Genomic DNA, 22248 nt, shown 5'->3' on the forward strand with positions numbered 1-22248 from the left:
ACTTTCAGGGGGATTGGATGGCACTCAGAATATTTTTTCTGCTGACGGGATGCGGATTCTGGACATATTTCCAACACGATTACCGGCCGGACATGAAAGCGAACATTGCTTTGATCGGGGCAATCATTTCTTTCACGGCTGCGGCTTACTTTAAAGATATTGATAAGTATATAGAGAAGAGGGAAGACAAATGAACGGATTTTCTGAGATTGAACTTCAAATGATTGTTGATGAATTAAAAAAGGGTATGCCTCTACAACTGCAGCTTGTTAGCCATACGTCAAAGCTGATTGTGGCTTACTATAAGGAATACAAAAAGAATCCATATGTGGAGCCGGCGGACGTGGTGCCTCTAGCTGTTAAATCCGGAATGAATCAAATGGGTCTTAATTAGGAGGAGAAAGATGCTAATAGCCTTTAAAATAGCTCTCTTGCTGGTTCTGATAATCTCTCTTGTTGGTGTTGTAGGAGAGGAAAAAGATTTACAGCTGAGAAGTCACTTAACTGCAATATGTATCGCGGCAATCATCGGCAACATTGTTACATATGTGCTGCTTTAACTGAATAAGTCCAAGACGGAAAGCCTGCGGACACTGAACTTACAGCATTAGCGCTGTTTGTTTGGTGTCCGTTTTTTATTTCGCAACTATCTGGATGTCTATCGCGATTACTAACGGTGAAAGGAGTGATGAGACATGAAACAGTCCAAAAAGAAGCCATCACAGAAGAAACAGGAGCGCTCAGATCGTTTCTGGCAATCAATGATGAACACGAACATGCAAACACTCAGACGCGGCAAAGGCGGCGCTTATAAACGCAGAAAGTAAAAGGGGAGTTTCAGGATGAAATACGGATTCGCTTATAAAAACGGAAAGCTTGTAAATATCTTCTGCGGCAAAGAAGAGCTCTATAACGAGTTGAAAGCCTTCTTGGTCAAAACCTTCAGTATCAGCGTGAAAGAGGTATCAAGGCCTCAATATATCGCAGAGCAAAAAGCAAACAACTGGTATGACACTTACTCTATTTAACTATCAGGAGGGAAAGCACTATGACAGATCAAATGATTGCATGGGAGATTGAGGAATGGATTCGTGATTATAAATTCATGCTGCGCGAGATCAAAAGGCTCAACCGTGTGTTGAACAAAGTAGACTTTATTAGCGCAAAGCTCACTGCAAAATACGGGGATGAAGCGAGCATGCCAAGGGGATCAGCAGGCGTCAGTCAGGCTGAATTGCGACAGATGGACCGAAGAGAAAGGCGGCTTCACAAATATGAATCTATTGTGCATTACCTGGACAACGCAATGGAACACATTGAAGAAGAAAAGCACCGCATCGTCTATGATTGCATGATGGAAGGGATGAGCTACACTGCTATTGCAAACCACCTTGATTGCTCCCGGGATACCATCAGAAAGATCAAAACAGCGATAATCGGCAACATCGTCAATAAAGTCAAAGAAGCCAACTTTCTGCAATATTTGAACTCATTTAAATCAGCGGTGTAAAATGGAAGGCAGGACGGGGAGGCAAAATATTCCGCGTCACCACCAATTTCATATAGTGATCTAAAGCTCTATGCCCTTAATGGGTGTAGGGCTTTTTTATATCAAGTAGCAGCAAGCGGAGCGTCATCAGTAAAGGGATGTTCTTTTTATATTCTTTGTAAACTGAGTCCAGTGAATCTCAGACTGCTGGTAAGGCCTCTGAGTATGGGCTCAGTTTAGAGTGAATATCTCCAAAACAAACACGAATTAGAAGGGGGCGGCGGTGAATGTAGATGGCTGAAAAGCACATTCAGGCGTACAAGGATTACGTCAAAGGCTTGAAATACAAGGACCTTGCCGAAAAGTACGGGGTGTCAGTGAACACCATTAAATCGTGGAAGCAGCGGCATGGCTGGGAAAGGAAAAAGGGTGCACCCTCTGAAAAAAGTGTGCACACAAAAAAGGGTGGACAGCCCGGCAACAAAAATGCAATAGGAAACAAAGGCGGGGCGGCTCCGGCGGGCAATCAAAACGCTGTGACTCACGGCTTTTTCTCTAAATTCCTGCCAGAAGAAACGCTTGAGATTATGGAAGAGATTCAGGAGCGTTCGCCTGCTGATATGATATGGGATCAGATACAGATTCAATATGCAGCCATTCTCCGGGCGCAGCGCATTATGTTCGTGCAGGATAAAGATGACCTTGCAAAAGAGCTGAAAAAAGCAAAATACGTTTACCAACCTCAAGAGGACGAAGATGGCAACGAGTATTTTGAAAAGTCTATTGCTGAAGAAGAGCTTGAAATACAATTCGCTTGGGATCGTCATGCAACCTTCCTAAACGCCCAATCTCGGGCAATGGGAGAGCTCAGGAGCTTGATCAAGCAGTTTGACCAGCTGGCCCATGAAGAAGACGAGCGACGCCTTAAATTGGAGCAGATGCGCTTGAATATCGAGAAGGCGAAGAAAGATATTAACGGCGATAACGAAAACTCACAGGAAAATGAAGTTGCTACCATGCTGCGGAAGATGGTGAAACCTCATGGAACTTAACTCCAAGCAACAAGAGGTATGGAATAGCTTTATTGAAGAGCAACCGAAAATCTTAATATGTAGCGGGGCGAAAAGGGCAGGGAAAACATTCGTGCTCCTTTTGACGTTCCTCGGGCATATCAGCAAATATCAAAACATGGGGCTTTCCTTTATCATTGGCGGGGCAACTCAGGCTTCTATAAAGCGGAATATCCTAAATGATTTAGAGCTGATCCTGGGGAAAGAATTGCGCCTTGATAAAGCAAATGCCGTTGAGATATTCGGCAACCGTGTTTATTGCTTTGACGGTGCAAATGCAGACTCATGGAAAAAGGCAAGGGGTTTTACATCAGCTGGCGCATTCTTAAACGAAGCGACGGCACTGCATGATTCATTCGTTAAGGAAGTCATTTCTCGTTGCTCCTATAAGGGTGCAATGGTCATGATGGATACAAACCCTGAAAACCCGATGCACACCGTCAAAACGGATTATATCGACAAAGACGGGCAGCGGCTGAAAAACGGCCGGTTGAATATCCGGTCTTTTCACTTCTCATTGTTTGATAACAACTTTCTTGATCCTGAGTATGTCGAAAGTATTGTTGCTTCAACACCGAGCGGCATGTTTACAGACCGGGACATTTACGGCTATTGGGTTGCTCCGGAAGGCGTAATATACAAGGATTTCAACAAAGACAAGCACTATATCAGTTCTAAAGAGATGGAAAATAAACAAGTCAACTTCACTAAATACTTTGCTGGTGTTGACTGGGGATATGAGCACCCGGGTTCTATTGTCGTAATCGGACAAGATGACCAAGGGTGTTTTTATTTGCTCGAAGAACATTCCAAGCAGCATGAAGAGATTGACTACTGGGTTAAGGTAGCAAAGGACATCAAAGAGCGATACGGCAACATTAATTTCTATTGTGATACAGCACGGCCAGAACACGTTGTTCGTTTCCGACGTGAAAAACTCCGGGCTATCAATGCTGATAAAGCTGTCGTATCCGGTATAGAAGAAGTGGCGCGGCTGTTCAAACAAGAACAGCTTTTTGTGGTTGAAGACAAAGTTGACCGGTTTAAAAAAGAAATCTTTATGTATGTCTGGAATCAGAAGACAGGCGAACCGGTTAAGGAATGGGACGATGTTCTGGACTCTATACGTTATGCCCTTTATACGAACAACAAACCAATGAGACGAAAAGTGAAGGGGGGATCATTGTGAATCATTTGATAGATAAGATCGGAGTTTCAGGCATTACACCTGAATTGATTGCAGACATCATCGAAGCGCATAAAAGCGATCATGATAGAATGAAAAACTTATATGACCGATACAAGGCAGAGGTTCAGGGCGTGCCGATCTTAACCAGAGAAGCCATTGAATATGAGGATTTCGAGACCGGCCATGTTAAGCGGATAGATCATAAGGTCAATAACAAGCTTAATAACTCATTTGATTCAGACATTGTTGATACGAAGGTGGGCTATCTCTTCGGGCATCCGATCACTTATGAGTTTGACGATAAGCGAGAGACTGGCACTACTTCGACCGGAAAGCAGATGATTGATGACTTCAACACTCTGAATAATATTGCTGACGAAGATAGTGAATGGGGAAAGATGGCTACCATTTGCGGTTATGGAGCTCGGCTGGCTTACATTGACCGATCCGGTAACGAACGAGTCAAAAATATTGAACCATGGGAAGCTGTTTTCCTCAGCGATGGGAATATTCATGAACCAGAATATGCGTTGCGTTATTACGAGACATATAACGGGCAGCAAAAAGCGGAATTTTATGATAGCAAAATGATTTATTATTTCAGTACGAAGGATAGTTCAGCTTTTACTTTAGACCACGAACAGCCCCATATGTTTGATGGCTGCCCTTTATTCGGGCTGGCAAACAATAAAGAGCTCAAAGGCGATGCCGAGAAGGTATTGTCTCTTATTGATGCCTACGACCGTACATTGTCAGACGCCTCAAATGAAATTGAGCAGTACAGACTGGCGTACTTGATCCTAAAAGGGCTGGGAGCCGATGAGGACACACTCCAGCAACTTAAAAAGACTGGAATTCTTGAGCTTTACGATGAAAAAGACGATGTGAGCTATCTGACAAAGGATATAAACGACGCGATTATCGAAAACCATTTGAACCGTCTGGAAGAAAACATTCTCCGTTTTGCAAAGTCGGTCAATTTCTCTGATGAATCATTTGGCGGGAATGTTACTGGCGTTGCAATGAAATTTAAATTGATGGCGCTTGAGAATAAATGCATCACGATGGAACGGAAAATGACTGCTGCCCTCCGTTATCAATACAAGTTGATCTTTTCGGCTTGGGCAACTAAAAATAAAGCCAAAGCAGAAGATTATTTGAAAGTATGGTTCGGATTCAAGCGTAACCTTCCAGCCAACGTTCTTGAAGAGGCACAGACAACATCGCAGCTTAAAGGATTAATCAGCGAAGAAACACGCCTTTCTCTCTTGTCCTTTGTCGATGATGTTCAGTATGAGCTTCATAAGATGAAAGAGGAGGAAGAGGAGTACAGGAACAGCATGCCACCGTTGACTGATATCGAAACAGATACGGGCGGTGATGAAGATGAACCAGAATGATATTGATAAGTACCTGGATGACATGATCACTGAGGACGCGAAAAAGATTGATGTCATTTTTGCTCAACGGCTGAAAGAGATCAATCAACAAATCGCGGCTCTTTATGCGAAATACAGCAGAAACGGTCAACTATCCATGGCTGATATGAATAAATACAACAGGTTCAAAAAAGAAATGGAGCGCATGACTGAGGAATCCAGTAAGGCATTCAAAACCATCCTCACGATCGTTGAGGTACTGGCTGCTAAACAGTTCCTTGAGAGTTACATGCGCTCTGCCTATTTGTACGAGATGGAAGCTGCGGTTGACTTAGGCTTCAGCATTCCTACTGTCGAAGTAATCAAGCAGGCCATATTAAACCCAATAGCTGAACTGACTCTCTCAGCCTTATATAAGCGCCACAGGGATGACTATGTTCGGCAACTACAGATTTCAATTGCTCAAGGGATTCAAGCTGGTGAAGATTACTCCAAGATTGCCCGACGTATTGAGCAAACGACCGAATTTGCCCGCAGAAAGGCTCGTGACGTGGCAAGAACAGAGACTCATAGGGTACAAGTCTCGGCGAGGATGAAAAGCGCTGAGCAGGCTTCTAAAAAGAGCAAACTCGAAAAGATGTGGAATGCAACACTTGATCTGAAGACTCGTTCTGGTCACAGGAAGCTTGATGGCAAGACTGTTGAACGAAACGGGCTATTCAAATCAATATATGGCGGTGTCGGACCGGCTCCGGGGCACATGAATAATGCCAAGGATGATATTAACTGCCGATGTACGATTGCTTTCAAAGTAAACGGCGTACTGCCGGATACAAGAAGGGCTCGTAAGCGCGGCAATGGCGCTGGCGAGACTATCCCATACCAAACCTATGAAGAGTGGTACAAATCAATTGAGAAAAAAGGAGAGACAAAAAGTGAAAGATAATTTTTATTTGAGTGATGATGAAAACGAACGAATCAAGCGATTAATAGAAATGCAGGCCGTCGCTGCCCAGTTTGAAGATAACAAAGGATATGACGAAATTTATTGTGAACTGAAACGATCACTTTTTGTATGTGAAAAATAACAGTCACCGAGCAGCGTTTTTTATTTTGTCCTGAGCATGACGTTAAAAGGCTTATTTTTCATGCACTCATAACAGGCGCGCACTGTAGAGGGCAAAGGAGGAAGAAGTGTAATGCCAACATTAGAAGAAGTGAAAAAATTTCTCGAAGAAAATAAAGAGAACGAAGAAGTAAAAGCATTTGTAGGAGAACTTTCGGCCGTATCAGCAGATAAGGTGGAAGGGTTCCTCGAAACAGACGAAGGGAAACGACTTATTCAGCCTCGGTTGGATTCCCATTTTACGAAAAGCCTTGATACATGGAAGGCGAACAACCTCGATGCTCTGGTTGATGCAAAGGTAAAAGAGCTTTATCCGGAAGAAACAGAGGAACAAAAGCGCATCAGGAAGCTGGAAAAAGAGCTTGAGGATCAAAAGACAGCAGCACAACGTGAAAAGCTTTTAAATAAAGCTGTCTCTTATGCTTCTGAAAAGCAACTGCCGGCAGATGTAGTGGAATTCTTTATCGGTGAGGATGAAGAATCAACGATGAAGAACCTCGGGGCGTTCGAAGAGAAGTACAACGCTGCACTTCAAAATGCGATTGAATCCAAGTTTCAAGAGAATGGCCGTGATGTTCAGTCCGGCAGCAATGAACCGACAAATCAAAGTTTAGATATTAGCTCGCTTGCAGCTGAAGCAAGTATTAGAAAATAAGGAGGGCTATCTTTATGCCAACATTTGATCCAAACAATGCGTTGATGCAAGACGCAGTAAACGGGAAGGTCCCAACTGAACAAGGTACTCTAGTTTTAAAAGAGTTTATGACTCAATCTGCTGTTACAAAACTCGCAAAATATGAAGAAATGACTAAGCCGGAGAAAGAATTCACGTACTTGGCTTCTGGGCCAGGGGCTTACTGGGTTGGAGAAGGCGAGAGAATCAAAACTTCTAAGGCACAATGGTTAACAGCAAAAATGATTTCGAAGAAATTGGGTGTTATCATCCCTGTTTCTAAAGAATTTTTACGTTACACCATCGCTGATTTCTTCACACAAATGCGTCCGGCTATTGCTGAAGCCTTTGCGATTAAATTCGATCAGGCTGCGTTATTCGGTGTCGATTCACCATTTGGTCAAGGTGTTTCTGTATTTGAAAAAATCAAGGAATCTGGTAACACTATTGCATTAAACTCACTTGGCAACCTATATGACGAGCTTAATGGGGTAATGGCGTTAGTCGAAGATGCTGATAAGGATGTGAACGGCTTTACAACAACACGCCGATTCCGTCAAAAACTTCGCGGTACTAAGGATGGTAACGGGCTTCCGATCTTCAACGATGCAACTGGCGGCGCAACTCAACAGGCTCTTGGTCTTCCGATCGGCTATGTTGATTCTAAGTCATGGGATTACGAAAAAGCAGCATTACTTGCGGCTGACTGGAATTACACACGTTACGGTATCCCTCAAGGTATGGAATACAAAATCTCTGAGGATGCAACATTGACAACAATTGTTGATGCTGATGGCAACCCAATCAACTTGTATGAGCGTGACATGGTTGCTCTTCGTGTGACTCAGCAAGTCGGTTTCATGACATTGACTGATGATGCGTTTGCAGCTATTACTCCAGCAACGGGGGCGTAAGCTTATGGGATACACATCTAAAAACTATAAGACTAATAACGGCGACAAATTGGTGATCGGCGGCGAATTAGAGATCAAATCAGGCGCAAAAGTGACCGGCTTGCCCGGCTCAACGCCTGCTTCTAAAAGCATCACTTCTGAAATGATTGGCGACGGAGAAGTGAAAAACATCAATATTGGTGACGGCTCTGTACAAAGTCGAAACATCGGAACTGGCAGTGTACAAAATGTCAATATCGGTGCGAAGGCTGTTACGTTAGCCAAGCTTGGTGATGATGTAACTGCCAAACTCACTGATATTGAAAACCGCCTGAAAGCACTGGAAGGAGGAAGCGCTTGATATGAAAGCATCTAACGGTTCCAAAACAATTGAATGCACTGAAAAGGCTTTTGAGGTGGTTTACTCACATATTGGGTTTAAGAGAGTGGATGAGGTCAAGAAGCAAGCTGCCGATCTTCTTGATATGACAGAGGCCCAGCTGCAGAAGGTAAACAAAGATGAGATTATTGCTTTCCTGAAAGAGAATGAATACGAGTTTGATCCAAAAGCGCCTAAAGATGAACTGATCAGGATTGTCTTGGGTGAAGAGTAGGTGATTCAGTGGACATCGCACAAGTAAAGCGAATGACAGGGATTAAGACAGATAGGCATGACGAATATTTGTCTGAAATAGTCCCTATTTTGATTGAATTTGCCAGTGACTTTTGCAGTAACACTTTCGATCCGGAGGCTTTGCCAGCTGGCGTGAAGCTTTTTGTTGCGAAGGCTGCAGAATATAACATGACTCCTTCTGGACTCTCGGGAAGAAGCATGGGGGATGTGTCGTATTCGTACAATACAGAATTTCCTCGGTACATCACAAAGCACCTTACGCCATATCGAAGGCTGAGAGTTAAATGATTTATGAGGAATTCCCCCACGAAATCACGTTTCAGCGGATGGGTAAGGTGCCGGACGGTGGCGGTGGTTATGAAGAAGGTTACGTTGACTACATCACAACAGAAGCTTTAGTCAGTGGCGTCAGTTCACGGGAGTTTTATCAGGCTCAGCAGCTGCAAAACCCGATAGAATGCAACGTGTATTTTCCTTATCGGACTGATATCGAGAAGACAATGAGGATCATTTACGAAAATAATATTCTCATTCTCAAATCAGAGCCAATTGATCAAGGCGGCATGCATGAAGTCTTGAATTTGAAATGCCAGGTATCGGGGGTGCTTGAGTCTGATGGCAAGGGTTAGCGGCAGATGGGTCAGGCAAATGCGCAGAGCAACTGAAGAGTTCAGGAACAATGTGATTGAAGAAGCTAAACGTATTGTAACTGACACGGCCGAGCTGATCTACAGCAACGCTGTTTTAAATGCTCCAACGGCCATGATCGACGGCGGAAACTTGAAAAATTCAATAGAAATCGATTATCGTGACGGCGGCTTAACGGCCGTTATTTCTGTTGGTGCTGATTATGCAATCTATGTCGAATACGGTACCGGAATCTATGCGGAGGACGGGGGCGGCCGGCAGACTCCTTGGGTCTATTACGACACCAAGCTTAACCAATGGGTTATGACACGAGGCATGCGGGCCCAGCCGTTCTGGAATCCGTCTATTGAGGAAGGTATGAGGTATTTCGCCAGTCAAATGTGATAGAAAGGGGCTGTCATTATGCGGTCAGCCATGTGGCCGTTGCAGACGGCTATATTTCAAAGGCTATCAACTGATGAAGAGCTGAATGCACGCGTCACTGGTGTGCTTGATGCAGTCTCGAAAGATCAGAAAAAGCCATATGTAACAACGGGAGATGATGACGTTTCGCCATTTGAAACAAAAACGTCTAAAGGTGAAATCATCAATGTTGTTCTCCATTGCTGGAGCGATTACAACGGCAAAAAAGAAGCGATGCAGATCCTTGATTTGATGCTGCAAGCAATAACGAGAGAGCCCCTAGAAATAGAGGGCTTTTCTTTATGCCGTTCTGAGATGCGCGGCATGCAGGTGATCACCGATATCGACGGATACACCAGACACGGCATTCTCAGGATGCGATACACAATAAACAATTGAGAGGATGGAGGAAATGGCAGAATTATTGAATGGTAAAGATGAGATTTATTTCGTTCAGCCAATGGATGCACAAGGGACAGACGGACTGTTCATTGCCTTCCAAACAGAAGGTTCACATACAAAAGAACAGGACACGCTGGATGAATCCACAAAATCAGGCCGTATTGTTGGTTACGGAACAAAAAATGAAAACTTCGAGCTCACTTATTATGCTGCTGTTTCAGACCCGGGACAGGAAGCAATTGAGACAGCTTACGACAACGAACAGGCTATCAAAGTATGGAAGGCCAATAAAAATAAAAATGCAAACGGGAAGCACAATGCAGTTTATGGCCATGCCATTATTGAGAGTTTAGAGGTTAGTCAACCACAGGATGGCTTCGTTGAAACATCAGTGACATTACCGGTACTGGGCAAAACTTTTAAAGGCGAGCTTGATCCACTACCCGATGAAGTTCTTGCGGCAATTGAGTCTTCAGCTGGTGCAACGAAATTTGAGCAGTTTGGCGGCACGACTACACCCTAATGCGCCCCAAAATCTATCGTTCACGGCTACTACTGACAGCGTGACTGTGAATTGGGATGCGGTAGATGGGGCAACGTCATACAAAGTGTACAGAGGGGCAGAAAAGAATCTTGATGCTACTGTCACAGGCACATCCCACACACTGACAGGCATTGCGGCAGATACCCAGCTGACGGTCAACGTCTCAGCGGTTAATGATGCTGGGGAATCACCGATGACCGAGATTATTACGAGAACTCAAGCAACTGCGCCCTGATACACCCCGTAACATAACCAAGACAAGCGTCACTTCAAATCAAGTGGGATTCAAGTGGGACGCGGTAAAAGGGGCGACCTCGTACAACATTTACAGATACTACGCAAAGATAGCAACTGTCACGACAAACTCATATCTCTCCAATCCGACTCTTAAACCCGATAGCTCATACATTTTCAATGTATCCGCGGTAAATGCCTCCTGGGAATCGGCTTGGTCAGAGAAATTCACGATTCGCACAAATAAAGAAGAAGCATAGGAGCCCGGCTGTTGCCAGGGCTCTTTTTAATATGAAATTTTGGAGGTTTTATATATGACTCACTTAACAATCGACGGAAAAGATTATGCTGCACGCTGTGATTTTGCATTCGATAGAACAGCAAATGAGAAATATGCGAAAGAAGATAAAAACGGTGATAAATCAGGCGGAACTTTAACGATTTACAACAGTTTACTGAATGATGATGCTGTTTACCTTTCTGCATTTTGGGATTGCGCACTTGCTCACTTGAAAAAAGGAAAGCCATCTGTTGAACAGATTGAAGATGCTATCGCCAAGATCATTGAAGAAGATGAAACTGGCAACGCCGTTGATGAGATGGTGAAAGAAGCTTTTAACACACTGGATTCAGCGGGTTTTTTCAAAGGAAAGATCCGTCAGCAATGGAAGATGATGAGCAAGTTGGCGAAACCGAAAAAGGCCAGCCCGAACGAGACTCCGGAAATGGAAGCGAAGCGTCTGGAGGAAGACGAAATGAACAAGGACATGCTGGAGACGATGGAAGAAGCGTACAAAGAGAAGACGGGATCGACTATCTCCAAGTAATTGAAAATGCAGCTCGTTGGATGGGTGTCTATGACAACGATGTCATTATGTCATGGACTCCAAACGAGTATAAACGAAAGCTAAAAGCAGCCAAACTCCGTGAAATTGACGAGATGGAAAAGTTGGCGAGAAATGCTATGTTTCATCGCTATGCACTAAACGAAAAGAGACCAAAAGAGTCAAAGATGTTTGACGCCAGAAAAGCGCGCAGAGAGCTTGAGCGTTCTCTGACAAGCGAGGAAAACAAATGGCGTGAAACAGACATAAACAAGCTTGGTCCGAGAGCCAAAGGCGTGCAGATGTTAAATGACGCTGTGCGATCTTATTTCGGAAAACAATCCAAAGAAAAGGGGTGAGGGCATGATCGAGAGGCTTACTGCTGTTGTAGAAGCTCAGACGCAGAGGTTCAACAGAAGTATGGACCGAGTCAATGACATGATGCGGCGAATGGCTGATACGCATACTGTTGAAGTTGAAGCTGAAATTGCAAGCTTCCAAGCACGAGTCAGACAAGCAGAGCAGCAGATCGATAACTTTATTCATCGACATGAAAGAACCCGAGTCGATTTAGACGCAGACGCTGACCCCGTACAAAGGGCCGTTTCAGCGGCAAGGGCTGAGATTGCCTCGTTGCCCAACCGGGTTACAACCAATATCAACGGCGATTCATCAGATTTAACGAGGTCAGTGGCTGCAGCTCAAACTGAGACGAGATCCTTACCAAACAGAGTATGGATCTTCATAGAAGCCCGTACTGATCGCTTCGAAAACTCTATGAATCGTCTGGCGAAAATCACTAACTCTGTTTCAACCGTCATAGGTCATTCGCTTGCGGGAGCCTTCACATCCGCATTGCCAGCAATTTCTCCGGTTCTTGCCAGTATTACTGGAGCAATAGGATCACTGGGCCCGATGCTTGGTGTGGCAGCTGGTGGAGTTATGGGGCTCGGGAGTGCTTTTGCAGTAGCGGGGACAGGGGCGGCTTCATTCGGGGCGCTGGCGGTTTCTTCATTAAGCGGTGTATTTAAAGCTTCTGAGGACTTGAAAAAGCTCCAAGAAAAGCTGGATGAAACCACTGACGCCAAGGAACGCGCGAAAATCATGGAGAAGATCAAGGTCATCCAGCAATCTCTTGGAAAAGAAGAGAAGAAGGCCCTTGATACTTTAGAAGATTTTAAAGCGAATTGGCAGAGTATTGCTCAATCTGTACAGAAACCAATTTTAAAAACGTTCACGAGCTCGCTGACGACGTTTAAAGGCATTCTGAATAGTTTAAGACCTATGTTCAAAAGCGTGGCGAATGGCGGCGTTACACTGGCTAAAAGTATGAATGCGGCATTTAAAGATGCAGACATGAAACGGTTCATTGGTTTCATGAATAAAAATGCAGGCCAGGCTTTTGTGACGTTTGGGAAAATAGCCGGAAACGTATTGCGAACAGTTATGAATCTGATTGTTGCTTTTGGTCCTCTTGGGAATGACATGTCGGCCAGTTTGGAAAAGGCCACAGCTTCATGGGTGAAGTGGTCAGCCAATTTAGGTTCTTCGAAGAAGTTCCAAGCGTTTATTGAATATGTCAAAACAAACGGTCCTAAATTGCTGCAGATCATCGGGAACTTATCAGGCGGTCTGACAAAGTTGTTTACCGGTTTTGCCCCGATGTCTCAGGACATGATGACATCCCTTGTTAACATGACTCAGAGGTTTAATGAATGGGCCGGCAGCGTCACGAAAACAAAAGAGTTCCAGTCGTTTATTGACTACATCAAAACGAACGGTCCAACTGTATGGAGTACGATTGGTGAAATTGCCAAAACAATAATCAATTTGCTCGTTGGTATGGCTCCGTTAGGGCAATCCATCTTACAAACGGTAAACGGGTTTTTAAAATTTACAAATGCTGCAATGCAAGCTAACCCTGCTATCGGGCAATTTATCGCGGTAGGCATTTCATTGCTGGGTGCATTAAGGGCGCTGGTTCCTGCGATGGCTGCTGTCAGTGCAGTAACAAATGGATTTAAAGATTTTAAAGATGCTGCTCAATACTTGCGTGGGTTCAAAGATACAGCTGCCGGAATTAAGTTGGCCGGGTTGATAACTCAATTAAAAGGAGCCACTGCAGCTATTGGTCGCTTCATTGCAAAATACACCGTTATGGCAGCACAATCCACTGCTAACGCAGTAAAAATAGCAGCGTCTTGGACAGCGATGAAAATATCTGCTCTTGTATCTTCCCTAAAGAGCGGCATAGTTCAAATGGGTCTGTGGATCAAGAATATGACTGTTATGGCGGCGCAGTCTATTGCACAGGCAACACGAACTGCAACGGCATGGACAATTATGAAAATAAGCTCTTTTGTCACTTCCCTTAAAGCTGGGATAGTGCAGATGGGCCTTTGGATCAAACAGATGGTTGTCATGGCGGCTCAATCTGTTGCTCAAGCTGCGCGCATGGCCGCAGCGTGGACAGCGGCTCAAATAAGCTCATTTGCATCTATGTTGGCAGCTGGAATCACACAAATGATTGCATTCGGAAAGCGTCTCGTTATTCTTGCGGCTCAGGCAGCTGCAAATGCGGCGAGAATGGCGGCATCTTGGGTCATCGCTATGGGACCTATTGGATGGATCACAGCGGCTGTAGTGGCTTTGGTTGTTCTCATCATTGCGAACTGGGACAAGATCAAGGCTTATACAATCAAAGTCTGGGGTGTTGTTTCTAAGTGGCTTTCTTCTGTTTGGACAGGGATTAAGAATGTAGCATCAAAAGTATGGTCGGCTCTTGTCACGCTTATAAAGGCAAACTTCGAATTGCAAAAAAAGGTCGTCATGACCGTTTGGAATGCGATTAAGTCTGCTGCAACAAGAATATGGAATGGCATAAAGTCGGCGTTATCTTCCATTTGGAAGGGTATTACAAGCGTTGGAAAAACCATCTGGAACGGTTTGAAAACTTTCTTTACGACTTGGCTAAATTTCCAAAAAAAGATATGGTCTACAATCTGGAATGCTGTGAAATCAACTGTATCCACGGTTTGGAAAGGTTTAGTTTCCGCCGGAAAGTCAATCTGGAATGGATTGAAGTCATTCTTTACTTCATGGCTAAACGCTCAAAAGAACATGTGGAAAACGATCTGGAATGCGATTAAATCAGCTGTGACGGCCGTTTGGAAGGCGTTGACATCAGCGGCTAAGAATAGCTTTAACGCAATGAAAAATGCTATTTCCAACATCATGAACAGCGTCAAATCTCGTATTAAAAGCATTTGGAACAGTGTTGTGAGCTTTTTCAAAGGAATCAACCTGAAATCCATCGGCCGTAACATTATTCAAGGTCTAATAAATGGTATTGGCGGTATGGCGGGGGCATTAGCCAGTAAAGTGAAAGCTATGGCAAATGCAATCCCTAACGGCATGAAAAAACTTCTTGGAATTCATTCTCCATCAAGGGTTATGCGCGATCAGGTCGGTTATCACGTCGGCACCGGTATGGCGGCTGGTATTGATAAATCACAAACTAAAGTAAAATCGGCTGCGGCCAGTGCGGCCAAGGTTGCACAGAGAGCGGCTGCGGTGGAAGTAAACAACAAAGTAAATAGCACGATGATTAGTTTTGAAGCTCAAAACACTGCTGTAGATACTTACAGCAAGATGCTTCAGACGATAGAAAAGAAGACTACTCTTCAAAGCTTCGATATAGGCAATACGGTTTCTACTAATATAGCAGCGGGGATACAGTATGGGATCAATGCTGTTCAGAATGCAATAAGTACAATCGGTGATGCGATGTATATCGAACAGAAAGATATGAATCTTGCTTATGATACATCCATATCTAGAAGCGACCTCGGCACTGTCAGAAAAGAACTGAGTGCAGATGTTAAAAACCTTGAACTCCCTGAAAGAACTATCGTCATTGAAATGGACAGCAAGAAAGTCGGGCAGGGCGTAGAGAAGCCTGTGACAGACGCACAAAGAAGATCAAATGCAAGGAGGGTGAGAATTAATTGATCAACTATCAGGAGATTTTGCCCAACCAGTGGAAAATCACATTCAATGGGATCGATATTTCACCCTTCTTTTATGTGAAATCAACCACTGGGCGGGGAGTAATGAGCCGAGAGGTAAATACAGCCACAATCGGGAACCGTCCAGGCGGTTTCTTTCGAGGGACCAGACTACCGATAAGAACGATTACTATAGATGTTCTTTTTGCTTTCAGTAGTGAAGAGGAATTGAAGAAGAAGCAAGAAGAATTGACTTATATTTTGCATGCGGAGGAGCCGAAACCACTCATTTTCCATGATGAGCCTGACAGAATCTATTATGCAATTTTTGAGAGCGTATCTGAGGGCGAAGAGAAGGACGGCTTTCAACAGGCTACGCTTACTTTTATCTGCCCTGATCCTAAAAAGTATGGAGCGGCTGCGGAGTCAGAACTGAATGCCGGGGTGCAGGTTTTCACAAACCCGGGGTATGCGGAGATTGAACCGAAAATCGAATGTGTTTTTAAAGAGGCGGCCACTTCATATGAGGTGGCTCTTTTAAATGGTGATGGATCTGTTTCTAAGACAATAAAAGTCGTTTACAACTTCATCGCCGGCGACACTCTCATTGTTGATTCATCAAAAAGAAAAGTGACATGCAGCGGTAAATTGATCATGACTGCTCTGCAAATACAATCTGAGTGGTTCACACTGCCACCAAAAGTACCAACCCAATTGAAGTTAAGCCACGCAAGCCGCATCAAATTCGATGAGGCTTATTTGTAAGGAGGTCCGTTAATGGCTGACATGTATATTCTTTCACCAGATGATCAAGTGCTGGCAGTGCTGTCCAGCGACGGACAAGAAGCGTGCAGATTTTGGGATGCTAAATACAAAGAAGAGCTGAATAAAGGCTCTTCTTTTTCTTTTGTAGCAGATGCTTCCCATCCTGATGCGCGCTATTTGTTTGAAGAGAATCAGGTTGTTTTTAGAGATAAAGACGGCATTCTCCGATTGTTTGTGATTAAAGAGCTTGATGATACAGATGAAAATTCAGAGGTTAATACTCTAGTAACATGCGAAGCTGCCATGATGGAGCTGGCAGAAACCTTTGTGAAAGACTTCCGGCCAACTGACAAAATAGCACAATATGTTCTGGACAATGTGCTCGCTCGTTCTCGGTGGGTGGCAGAGGTAAGTGCTGAACTCGGTACAAACTCCACTACGTTTTATAAGAAAACAGCTTTGGAATGTATTGCTGAAGTGATTAATATCTGGGGCGGCGAGCTTCAAGATTCTATCGAGTTTGATGGTAACAAGATCACAAAGAGAATCATCAAGATATTGCCACGACGAGGAAAAGACAGCGGGAAACGCTTTGAGATAGATAAAGATACAGAGAATATCAAAAGGACGGTCATCAGCTACCCATTGACAGCTCTTTGGGGATATGGCGCCTCTATTGCCTCAACAGACGAAGACGGTGAGGAGACGGGCGGTTATTCGCGGTTTATTGACTTCGCAGAAGTAGAGTGGAAGAAATCAAAAGGTGATCCTGTGGATAAACCACTGGGGCAGGAATGGGTTGGCGATCCGGATCTATTAAAAAGGCTGGGGCGCCTTAAAAACGGTGAATTGATCCACAGAGAAGGGCAATACAACAATGAAGATATAACTGATCCAGCGGGGCTTTTAAAAGCCACATACAACCATCTCATTACAACAGCATCAAAAACTGAGGTGAATTATGAGCTATCAGTTCAATTGCTTCAGAATGTACCAGGTTATGAGCATGAGCACGTTGAGCTGGGCGATACGACAATTGCCATAGACCGAAACTTTGCTATTCCGATAGAAACTTCACAGCGCATCATTTCAATGGAATATGACATCACAGATCCAGACAATACCTGTGTTGTGGAGATTGGTCAGTTTTTATCAGTGCTTCAAGGTGATAAGCGGATTAATCAGATAGAAACTATACTCGACAAGAATCGAGGTACTTGGGAAAGAAAGCCGTCTGTCGGCGAAGTCACTGATGGCAGTTTCCCTGACCTTATCCCTAAAGTCCCTTCTAACATAACTGTTAAGGGGCTTTTTTCGGGTACTAGCATCACTTGGGACTATGACCCTTCTTCTTATATTGCGGCGTATGAGGTATACGGATCGCAAATAAAAGGCTTCACCCCGTCTATTGAAAACCGACTATGGCGTGGTAAGCAAAGCGGCTTTCTGCATGAAAATGCTGGTGTCGATAATGTTTGGTACTATCGCATTCGGTCTGTTAATTATCACGGCAAAGCGAGCGAATTCACAGCAGAGTTTTCGGCAAAAACCCAACGGATTATGACCAATGACATTCTTTTCGGTGCAATCACAGCGGACAAGCTGGCAAATTTAGCTGTAACAGCGGACACCATTTCCCGAAATTTTGAAGAAGCTAACATTTTGCCGGGATCGCTATTACGTTTAAGCGACATTTTAAGGGTTGATTCCAGAGTAAGTGTCAATGAGGTAAATGGTTTCAATGAGTTATCCGTGACGAAAGATACAACAGAATACACGTCATTCGGATTTACTACAGGTGGTAGAAACTCACTTAAATTAACGACAGGCGAAACTTACACCTTATCATTTGAGTTGAAACGAGAAACATTGAATGACTTTTCATATATACAGGTCAGGTCGAAAAGTGGCACGCAGTACAATTTAACGAACAACTACACCGATTTGTCGAGTTACCCAGCTGATGAATTTGTAAGGTTCGATCTTCCTTTTGTTTCCCCAGCAACTCTAACTGATGGTCGCGTTTGTCTAGGAGGGAGAACACAAAATCTCACAGATAGCGCTAACTTCACAATAAGAAAAGTGCAGATTAGAAGAGGGAACGTAAGAATGCCTTTCGGATTCAGCCCGTACGATACACAGCTCACTGACGGTGCTGTTACATCTGCCATTATTGCGGATGCGGCCATCACAACCGCCAAGGTGGCAGAAGCGGCGATAGGTACTGCCGCAATCCAAAATGCGGCCATTGCCCGGGCACACTTGCAAGAAGCGATTATCGACACTGTTCATATAGCTGATGCCGCTATTACAAGTGCCAAAATAAAAGATTTGTCCGCGGATAAAATCACGTCAGGGACAATCAACTCGATTAATATTACAGGTTCATTGATAAAGGGCGGTAAATTCCAAGCGTTGAACACAAATAACAACTTCGATTCTTATTTTGATGGGGAAAAGCTTTACCAATATAAAAGATCAACAGCTAGTGGCACATATGCAGACTACACTGCGACGGAAATAAATTCCTCCCTTCTTTATCAAGAATCTGGAAAAGATTATCAAGACGGGAGCGGGAAAGAAGTATATCGAAGTGTTTCAATTAGCGATGGAAAAATTTCTGTTAAGGGTGCAGGAGAATATAACAACTTGAATGATTTGGCGGTCGTTGAAATGTACGGAGATTTCACAACATATGGTTACGGAGCGGGTAAAATCGTCATAACGAATACTGCGACCTCCACCTATGATGTCCCAAAAGACATTTTTACGTTAGAGGGGTACCGAAAAGGTATGGACGTTAATGATAATTACAATGCTGCGTTCACGAACAGAGCAGTTATCACAGGAAGTTCTACACTATTGAGCTTGCAACCTCTCAACTTCGAAACGGTTGTCGGTGGCGGCATACGTATGAAATCGAAAAAGCGAACTGTTTTCGAGGGCGCGCCCGTAGAGTTGACAAAAAAATCAACAATTATAGCCGGGGATGAGTCACTTTCTGACCCTGTAAAAATAATGGGCGGTAGTGTCTCGAAGCTAGTGACGGACATACATGGGGAGTTGCAAAACAATCTATGCTTGGCTGTTACAGAAAGAAATGTAATTTTGTCAAAGAGCACAGGATCTCATTCTTACGGCAGTGTACATGTAGATTTCATCGAGGCTGATAACTATGACAATGTCGAAAATATTTTCGGTGTTTTCGCACAACCCTACGGACCGAAAACAAGTAATGTAACAGCAGGGGTGGAAAACCAAACATCAAAAGGATTCACGCTATATGTAAGGGGGACGGGCGCTGCTGACGTGGCGGGTCTTGATGTTAAAGTTCGCCTACTTGTGTTATATGAAAAAGTATAAGGGGATTAAAATAAGTGATTAAAACTATTGATTTACACCCGCGTAGATATTCATATATCGAAGGATTGAAAGTAACAGAGAATGAGAATAGGTACACTCTTTCTTCCTGCCTTAATTACGAGGTTGGATTTGATGAACCCTTTCAAATGGATGTCGTTGAATTTGACGTTATGCCTGATTTGGAAAGGGATGTTGCTTACGGCCTTCATATTTATCTTGTTAAAGAGACTCGCAAAATGGAGTATAAACTTTTTCGGAGGATTGCCGACCAAGACGGCTATAATTATGATTTTATTGAGAGTAACGAAGATTTCCTCTTAATGAAAAATATCCTAAGTGTTACCGTTTATCCAAATGGAGAAAAAGATGCAACATTTTATAATCATCAAAAGGAGTTGGAACAATGAAACTAGAGCCAATCGACATTCCCCATCAAAATGACGCGAAGACTACTGAAGAGCAGATGAAAGAGCAAATATTAGATTTACAAAGAATGTGTAATGTTTTAATGGTAAACCAGCCTTAAGATCGGAGAGATTCGATGGAAAAACGGAGTGTGTTTTACAACTTTTTTGAGGATTGCTGGAAGAATGGGACTGTTCTAACCATTGAGCTAAAAACTCACGTTCAAACAGGACGAATTACACAAGCTGAATTTGACGAAATAACATCTCTTGAGCGCGGAAACGCTTATCCAGACCAAACAGAATAGGAGAATCGATATGGAAGAAAAAAAATCAAACGAAATGGATTTAGAAACGAAAGTGGAGCTATTCGAAAGAAAAGCGGCAGGTTATCGTCAAAACTGGATGAATGCTGAAGATATAATCATGACATACCAGTACATGATTGAAAAAGACAAACAGCTTTTAGCGGAAAAAGATCAAGAAATTCAGCATCTGAAGGAACACATCGAGAAATTAGAAAAGAACCTGAACAACTTGAAAGGTCCAGTAAAAATAAATCATCAGAAAAAGTAAGCGGCGGAGAAGCGGCTTTTTTATTTTGCCTCAAAGGAGGTGAAATTGCATGAAATAGATAAAAGGGGGGGCGTACTAATGTCACAATTGACGGAGGTACCAGATATGAATGTGTTTCAGCAGGATTTAGTGGATCTGAAAGGTGAGCATAAAGCGCTTGAGCAGCGAGTTTTCACATTAGAACGAGTGTCTGATCGACAAGACCAGCAAATAATGACGCTGAACGAAAAACTAAACAAGATTGATGAGAATACAACATGGATAAAGCGGACCATAACAGGTGCAATTATCACAGCAGTTTGTACAGGGATTATAGGTGGAACCATCGCTATACTTTATAATCTATTGCAACATTAAGGAGGAAAATCATATATGAAAAACTTCGACAAAGGCACAGTCGTACGGACTGCGCTTCTTTTAATTGCGCTGATCAACCAAACAATGCTGATGTTTGGGAAATCACCTCTGGACATCACAGATGCACAAGTAAATCAGCTTGCGGATGCTCTGTACACTGCCGGATCTCTTATCTTCACTATCGGTACGACACTTGCTGCATGGTTCAAAAACAACTATGTAACAGAAAAAGGACACAAGCAAAAAGCCGTCCTGAAAGATCACGATCTAACCAAATGAGCTGCCAGCTGGCGGCTCTTTCTATTTCAAAAACAGAATAGGAGAGATTTTCATGACAATTGCAGTTAAAAAGAACCTTGTATCAGAAGCAAAATACGCTTTAAAGTGCCCGAATTACTTGGATGCTGAATACATCACCATTCATAATACTTACAATGATGCGTCAGCTGCTAACGAGGTCAGTTACATGACCGGAAACACCAGTTCAACGAGTTTTCACTTTGCAGTTGATGACAAAGAGGTTATTCAAGGACTACCATTAAACCGCAATGCATGGCACACAGGGGACGGCACAAATGGAACCGGGAACCGTAAGTCTATCGGTGTGGAAATTTGCTACAGCAAGTCAGGAGGCGCTAAATACTACGCTGCTGAAAAGTTGGCAATCAAGTTTGTGGCGCAGCTGCTTAAAGAACGCGGCTGGGGGATTGATCGTGTGCGGAAGCATCAAGATTGGAGTGGGAAGTATTGCCCACACCGCATCTTATCAGAAGGACGCTGGAACGAAGTCAAAGCGGCTATTGATGCAGAATTAAAATCGCTTGGCGGCAAAACATCAAGCAAGAAAACTACCTCATCCAAGACAGCGAAGAAACCAAGCTCAAGCAAAAAGAAATCATCTTTTAATCTGCCTTCCGGCATTTTCAAAGTGAAAAGGCCGTTGATTCACAGCAGTGCAGTTGAGCAAATTCAAACAGCGCTAGCTGCACTGTATTTTTATCCGGATAAGAAAGCCAAAAACTTTGGGATCGATAGCTATTATGGTCCGAAAACCGCCGACGCTGTCAGACGGTTCCAGCTGATGAATGGTTTAAATCCTGATGGCATTTATGGACCGAAAACGAAAGCGAAACTTGAATCTCTATTAAAATAGGTCTACTGGGTCTTCTCTTTTGAGAAGACCTAATATAGCAGTCAAATAATTTACATATTGTTGAAATAAAAGTAAAAATATAGTATGTTAGATCAGAAAACAAATTAAGGAGGATT

32 protein-coding genes and 2 pseudogenes are annotated in these 22248 nt (G+C 43.5%); all 34 read left to right on the plus strand.

Going from position 1 to position 22248, the window contains the following annotated elements:
• The first annotated feature begins 17 nt into the window (after window positions 1–17).
• The gene (locus BV11031_RS22585; RefSeq protein WP_010329816.1) at window positions 18–194 is read left to right on the plus strand and encodes a hypothetical protein; all 177 of its coding nucleotides are present in this window, start codon (window positions 18–20) and stop codon (window positions 192–194) included.
• Window positions 191–394 (plus strand): hypothetical protein, encoded by a 204-nt coding sequence (locus BV11031_RS01955; RefSeq protein WP_010329815.1) that lies wholly within the window; start codon window positions 191–193, stop codon window positions 392–394. The genes BV11031_RS22585 and BV11031_RS01955 overlap by 4 nt, the downstream gene beginning before the upstream one ends.
• 10 nt (window positions 395–404) lie before the next feature.
• A complete protein-coding gene (locus BV11031_RS22590; protein WP_164834086.1) occupies window positions 405–560 on the plus strand; it encodes a hypothetical protein in 156 nt (51 codons plus the stop codon).
• A 135-nt stretch (window positions 561–695) separates the two neighbouring features.
• Window positions 696–827 (plus strand): hypothetical protein, encoded by a 132-nt coding sequence (locus BV11031_RS01960; protein WP_052331645.1) that lies wholly within the window; start codon window positions 696–698, stop codon window positions 825–827.
• Between the two features lie 15 nt (window positions 828–842).
• Window positions 843–1012: pseudogene (locus tag BV11031_RS01965) on the plus strand (hypothetical protein).
• 36 nt (window positions 1013–1048) lie between these two features.
• Complete coding sequence (locus BV11031_RS01970; RefSeq protein WP_010329813.1) at window positions 1049–1510, plus strand: hypothetical protein; 462 nt, start codon at window positions 1049–1051, stop codon at window positions 1508–1510.
• A 272-nt stretch (window positions 1511–1782) separates the two neighbouring features.
• Entirely contained in the window at window positions 1783–2541 is a 759-nt protein-coding gene (gene terS / locus BV11031_RS01975; protein ID WP_010329812.1) for a phage terminase small subunit, read from the plus strand.
• On the plus strand, window positions 2531–3748 hold the full coding sequence (locus BV11031_RS01980) for a PBSX family phage terminase large subunit (RefSeq protein ID WP_010329811.1): 1218 nt from the start codon (window positions 2531–2533) through the stop codon (window positions 3746–3748). The genes terS and BV11031_RS01980 overlap by 11 nt, the downstream gene beginning before the upstream one ends.
• A complete protein-coding gene (locus BV11031_RS01985) occupies window positions 3745–5148 on the plus strand; it encodes a phage portal protein (protein WP_010329810.1) in 1404 nt (467 codons plus the stop codon). Before BV11031_RS01980 ends, BV11031_RS01985 begins: the two co-directional genes overlap by 4 nt.
• Window positions 5135–6073: a phage minor head protein gene (locus BV11031_RS01990; protein WP_010329809.1), complete on the plus strand. Its 939-nt coding sequence runs from the start codon at window positions 5135–5137 to the stop codon at window positions 6071–6073. Before BV11031_RS01985 ends, BV11031_RS01990 begins: the two co-directional genes overlap by 14 nt.
• Window positions 6063–6215: a hypothetical protein gene (locus tag BV11031_RS22595; RefSeq protein WP_164834085.1), complete on the plus strand. Its 153-nt coding sequence runs from the start codon at window positions 6063–6065 to the stop codon at window positions 6213–6215. The genes BV11031_RS01990 and BV11031_RS22595 overlap by 11 nt, the downstream gene beginning before the upstream one ends.
• A gap of 111 nt (window positions 6216–6326) precedes the next feature.
• The gene (locus BV11031_RS01995) at window positions 6327–6908 is read left to right on the plus strand and encodes a DUF4355 domain-containing protein (protein WP_010329808.1); all 582 of its coding nucleotides are present in this window, start codon (window positions 6327–6329) and stop codon (window positions 6906–6908) included.
• Between the two features lie 14 nt (window positions 6909–6922).
• The gene (locus tag BV11031_RS02000) at window positions 6923–7840 is read left to right on the plus strand and encodes a phage major capsid protein (RefSeq protein ID WP_010329807.1); all 918 of its coding nucleotides are present in this window, start codon (window positions 6923–6925) and stop codon (window positions 7838–7840) included.
• Window positions 7841–7844: 4 nt separating this feature from the next.
• Window positions 7845–8180: a hypothetical protein gene (locus BV11031_RS02005; protein ID WP_010329806.1), complete on the plus strand. Its 336-nt coding sequence runs from the start codon at window positions 7845–7847 to the stop codon at window positions 8178–8180.
• A gap of 1 nt (window position 8181) precedes the next feature.
• Window positions 8182–8433 (plus strand): hypothetical protein, encoded by a 252-nt coding sequence (locus tag BV11031_RS02010; protein ID WP_010329805.1) that lies wholly within the window; start codon window positions 8182–8184, stop codon window positions 8431–8433.
• A gap of 8 nt (window positions 8434–8441) precedes the next feature.
• A complete protein-coding gene (locus BV11031_RS02015) occupies window positions 8442–8741 on the plus strand; it encodes a phage head-tail connector protein (RefSeq protein WP_010329804.1) in 300 nt (99 codons plus the stop codon).
• Window positions 8738–9082, plus strand: a complete 345-nt coding sequence (locus BV11031_RS02020) for a phage head closure protein (protein ID WP_010329803.1) — start codon at window positions 8738–8740, stop codon at window positions 9080–9082. The genes BV11031_RS02015 and BV11031_RS02020 overlap by 4 nt, the downstream gene beginning before the upstream one ends.
• The gene (locus BV11031_RS02025; RefSeq protein WP_010329802.1) at window positions 9069–9485 is read left to right on the plus strand and encodes an HK97 gp10 family phage protein; all 417 of its coding nucleotides are present in this window, start codon (window positions 9069–9071) and stop codon (window positions 9483–9485) included. Before BV11031_RS02020 ends, BV11031_RS02025 begins: the two co-directional genes overlap by 14 nt.
• Window positions 9486–9503: 18 nt before the next feature.
• A complete protein-coding gene (locus tag BV11031_RS02030) occupies window positions 9504–9902 on the plus strand; it encodes a DUF3168 domain-containing protein (protein WP_010329801.1) in 399 nt (132 codons plus the stop codon).
• Between the two features lie 13 nt (window positions 9903–9915).
• The gene (locus BV11031_RS02035) at window positions 9916–10428 is read left to right on the plus strand and encodes a phage major tail protein, TP901-1 family (RefSeq protein WP_010329800.1); all 513 of its coding nucleotides are present in this window, start codon (window positions 9916–9918) and stop codon (window positions 10426–10428) included.
• Window positions 10352–10684 carry a fibronectin type III domain-containing protein gene (locus BV11031_RS02040; protein ID WP_082246349.1) on the plus strand — a complete coding sequence of 111 codons (333 nt, stop codon included), beginning with the start codon at window positions 10352–10354 and terminating at the stop codon, window positions 10682–10684. The genes BV11031_RS02035 and BV11031_RS02040 overlap by 77 nt, the downstream gene beginning before the upstream one ends.
• Entirely contained in the window at window positions 10674–10943 is a 270-nt protein-coding gene (locus BV11031_RS23335) for a fibronectin type III domain-containing protein (RefSeq protein ID WP_420902044.1), read from the plus strand. Before BV11031_RS02040 ends, BV11031_RS23335 begins: the two co-directional genes overlap by 11 nt.
• A gap of 54 nt (window positions 10944–10997) precedes the next feature.
• On the plus strand, window positions 10998–11510 hold the full coding sequence (locus BV11031_RS02050) for a tail assembly chaperone (protein ID WP_010329798.1): 513 nt from the start codon (window positions 10998–11000) through the stop codon (window positions 11508–11510).
• A 20-nt stretch (window positions 11511–11530) separates the two neighbouring features.
• A complete protein-coding gene (locus tag BV11031_RS02055) occupies window positions 11531–11866 on the plus strand; it encodes a hypothetical protein (RefSeq protein ID WP_010329797.1) in 336 nt (111 codons plus the stop codon).
• A gap of 4 nt (window positions 11867–11870) precedes the next feature.
• Window positions 11871–15176, plus strand: a pseudogene (locus tag BV11031_RS02060) (phage tail protein); the annotation flags it as partial.
• 338 nt (window positions 15177–15514) lie between these two features.
• Window positions 15515–16279 (plus strand): distal tail protein Dit, encoded by a 765-nt coding sequence (locus tag BV11031_RS02065; RefSeq protein WP_010329795.1) that lies wholly within the window; start codon window positions 15515–15517, stop codon window positions 16277–16279.
• A 12-nt stretch (window positions 16280–16291) separates the two neighbouring features.
• Window positions 16292–19642 (plus strand): phage tail spike protein, encoded by a 3351-nt coding sequence (locus tag BV11031_RS02070; RefSeq protein WP_010329794.1) that lies wholly within the window; start codon window positions 16292–16294, stop codon window positions 19640–19642.
• A gap of 14 nt (window positions 19643–19656) precedes the next feature.
• Window positions 19657–20049 carry a hypothetical protein gene (locus BV11031_RS02075; RefSeq protein ID WP_010329793.1) on the plus strand — a complete coding sequence of 131 codons (393 nt, stop codon included), beginning with the start codon at window positions 19657–19659 and terminating at the stop codon, window positions 20047–20049.
• Entirely contained in the window at window positions 20046–20168 is a 123-nt protein-coding gene (locus BV11031_RS23150; RefSeq protein ID WP_010329792.1) for a hypothetical protein, read from the plus strand. The genes BV11031_RS02075 and BV11031_RS23150 overlap by 4 nt, the downstream gene beginning before the upstream one ends.
• Before the next feature lie 15 nt (window positions 20169–20183).
• Window positions 20184–20354, plus strand: coding sequence for a hypothetical protein (locus tag BV11031_RS02080; protein WP_010329791.1), 171 nt, complete (start codon window positions 20184–20186; stop codon window positions 20352–20354).
• A gap of 10 nt (window positions 20355–20364) precedes the next feature.
• Window positions 20365–20622, plus strand: coding sequence for a hypothetical protein (locus tag BV11031_RS02085; RefSeq protein WP_010329790.1), 258 nt, complete (start codon window positions 20365–20367; stop codon window positions 20620–20622).
• 78 nt (window positions 20623–20700) lie between these two features.
• Window positions 20701–20979, plus strand: coding sequence for a hemolysin XhlA family protein (locus BV11031_RS02090; protein ID WP_420902043.1), 279 nt, complete (start codon window positions 20701–20703; stop codon window positions 20977–20979).
• A gap of 15 nt (window positions 20980–20994) precedes the next feature.
• Window positions 20995–21258, plus strand: coding sequence for a phage holin (locus tag BV11031_RS02095; RefSeq protein WP_010329788.1), 264 nt, complete (start codon window positions 20995–20997; stop codon window positions 21256–21258).
• A 52-nt stretch (window positions 21259–21310) separates the two neighbouring features.
• Window positions 21311–22132 (plus strand): peptidoglycan recognition protein family protein, encoded by an 822-nt coding sequence (locus BV11031_RS02100; RefSeq protein ID WP_010329787.1) that lies wholly within the window; start codon window positions 21311–21313, stop codon window positions 22130–22132.
• Window positions 22133–22248 lie beyond the last annotated feature (116 nt).

This window comes from Bacillus vallismortis, assembly GCF_004116955.1.
Lineage (GTDB): Bacteria > Bacillota > Bacilli > Bacillales > Bacillaceae > Bacillus > Bacillus vallismortis.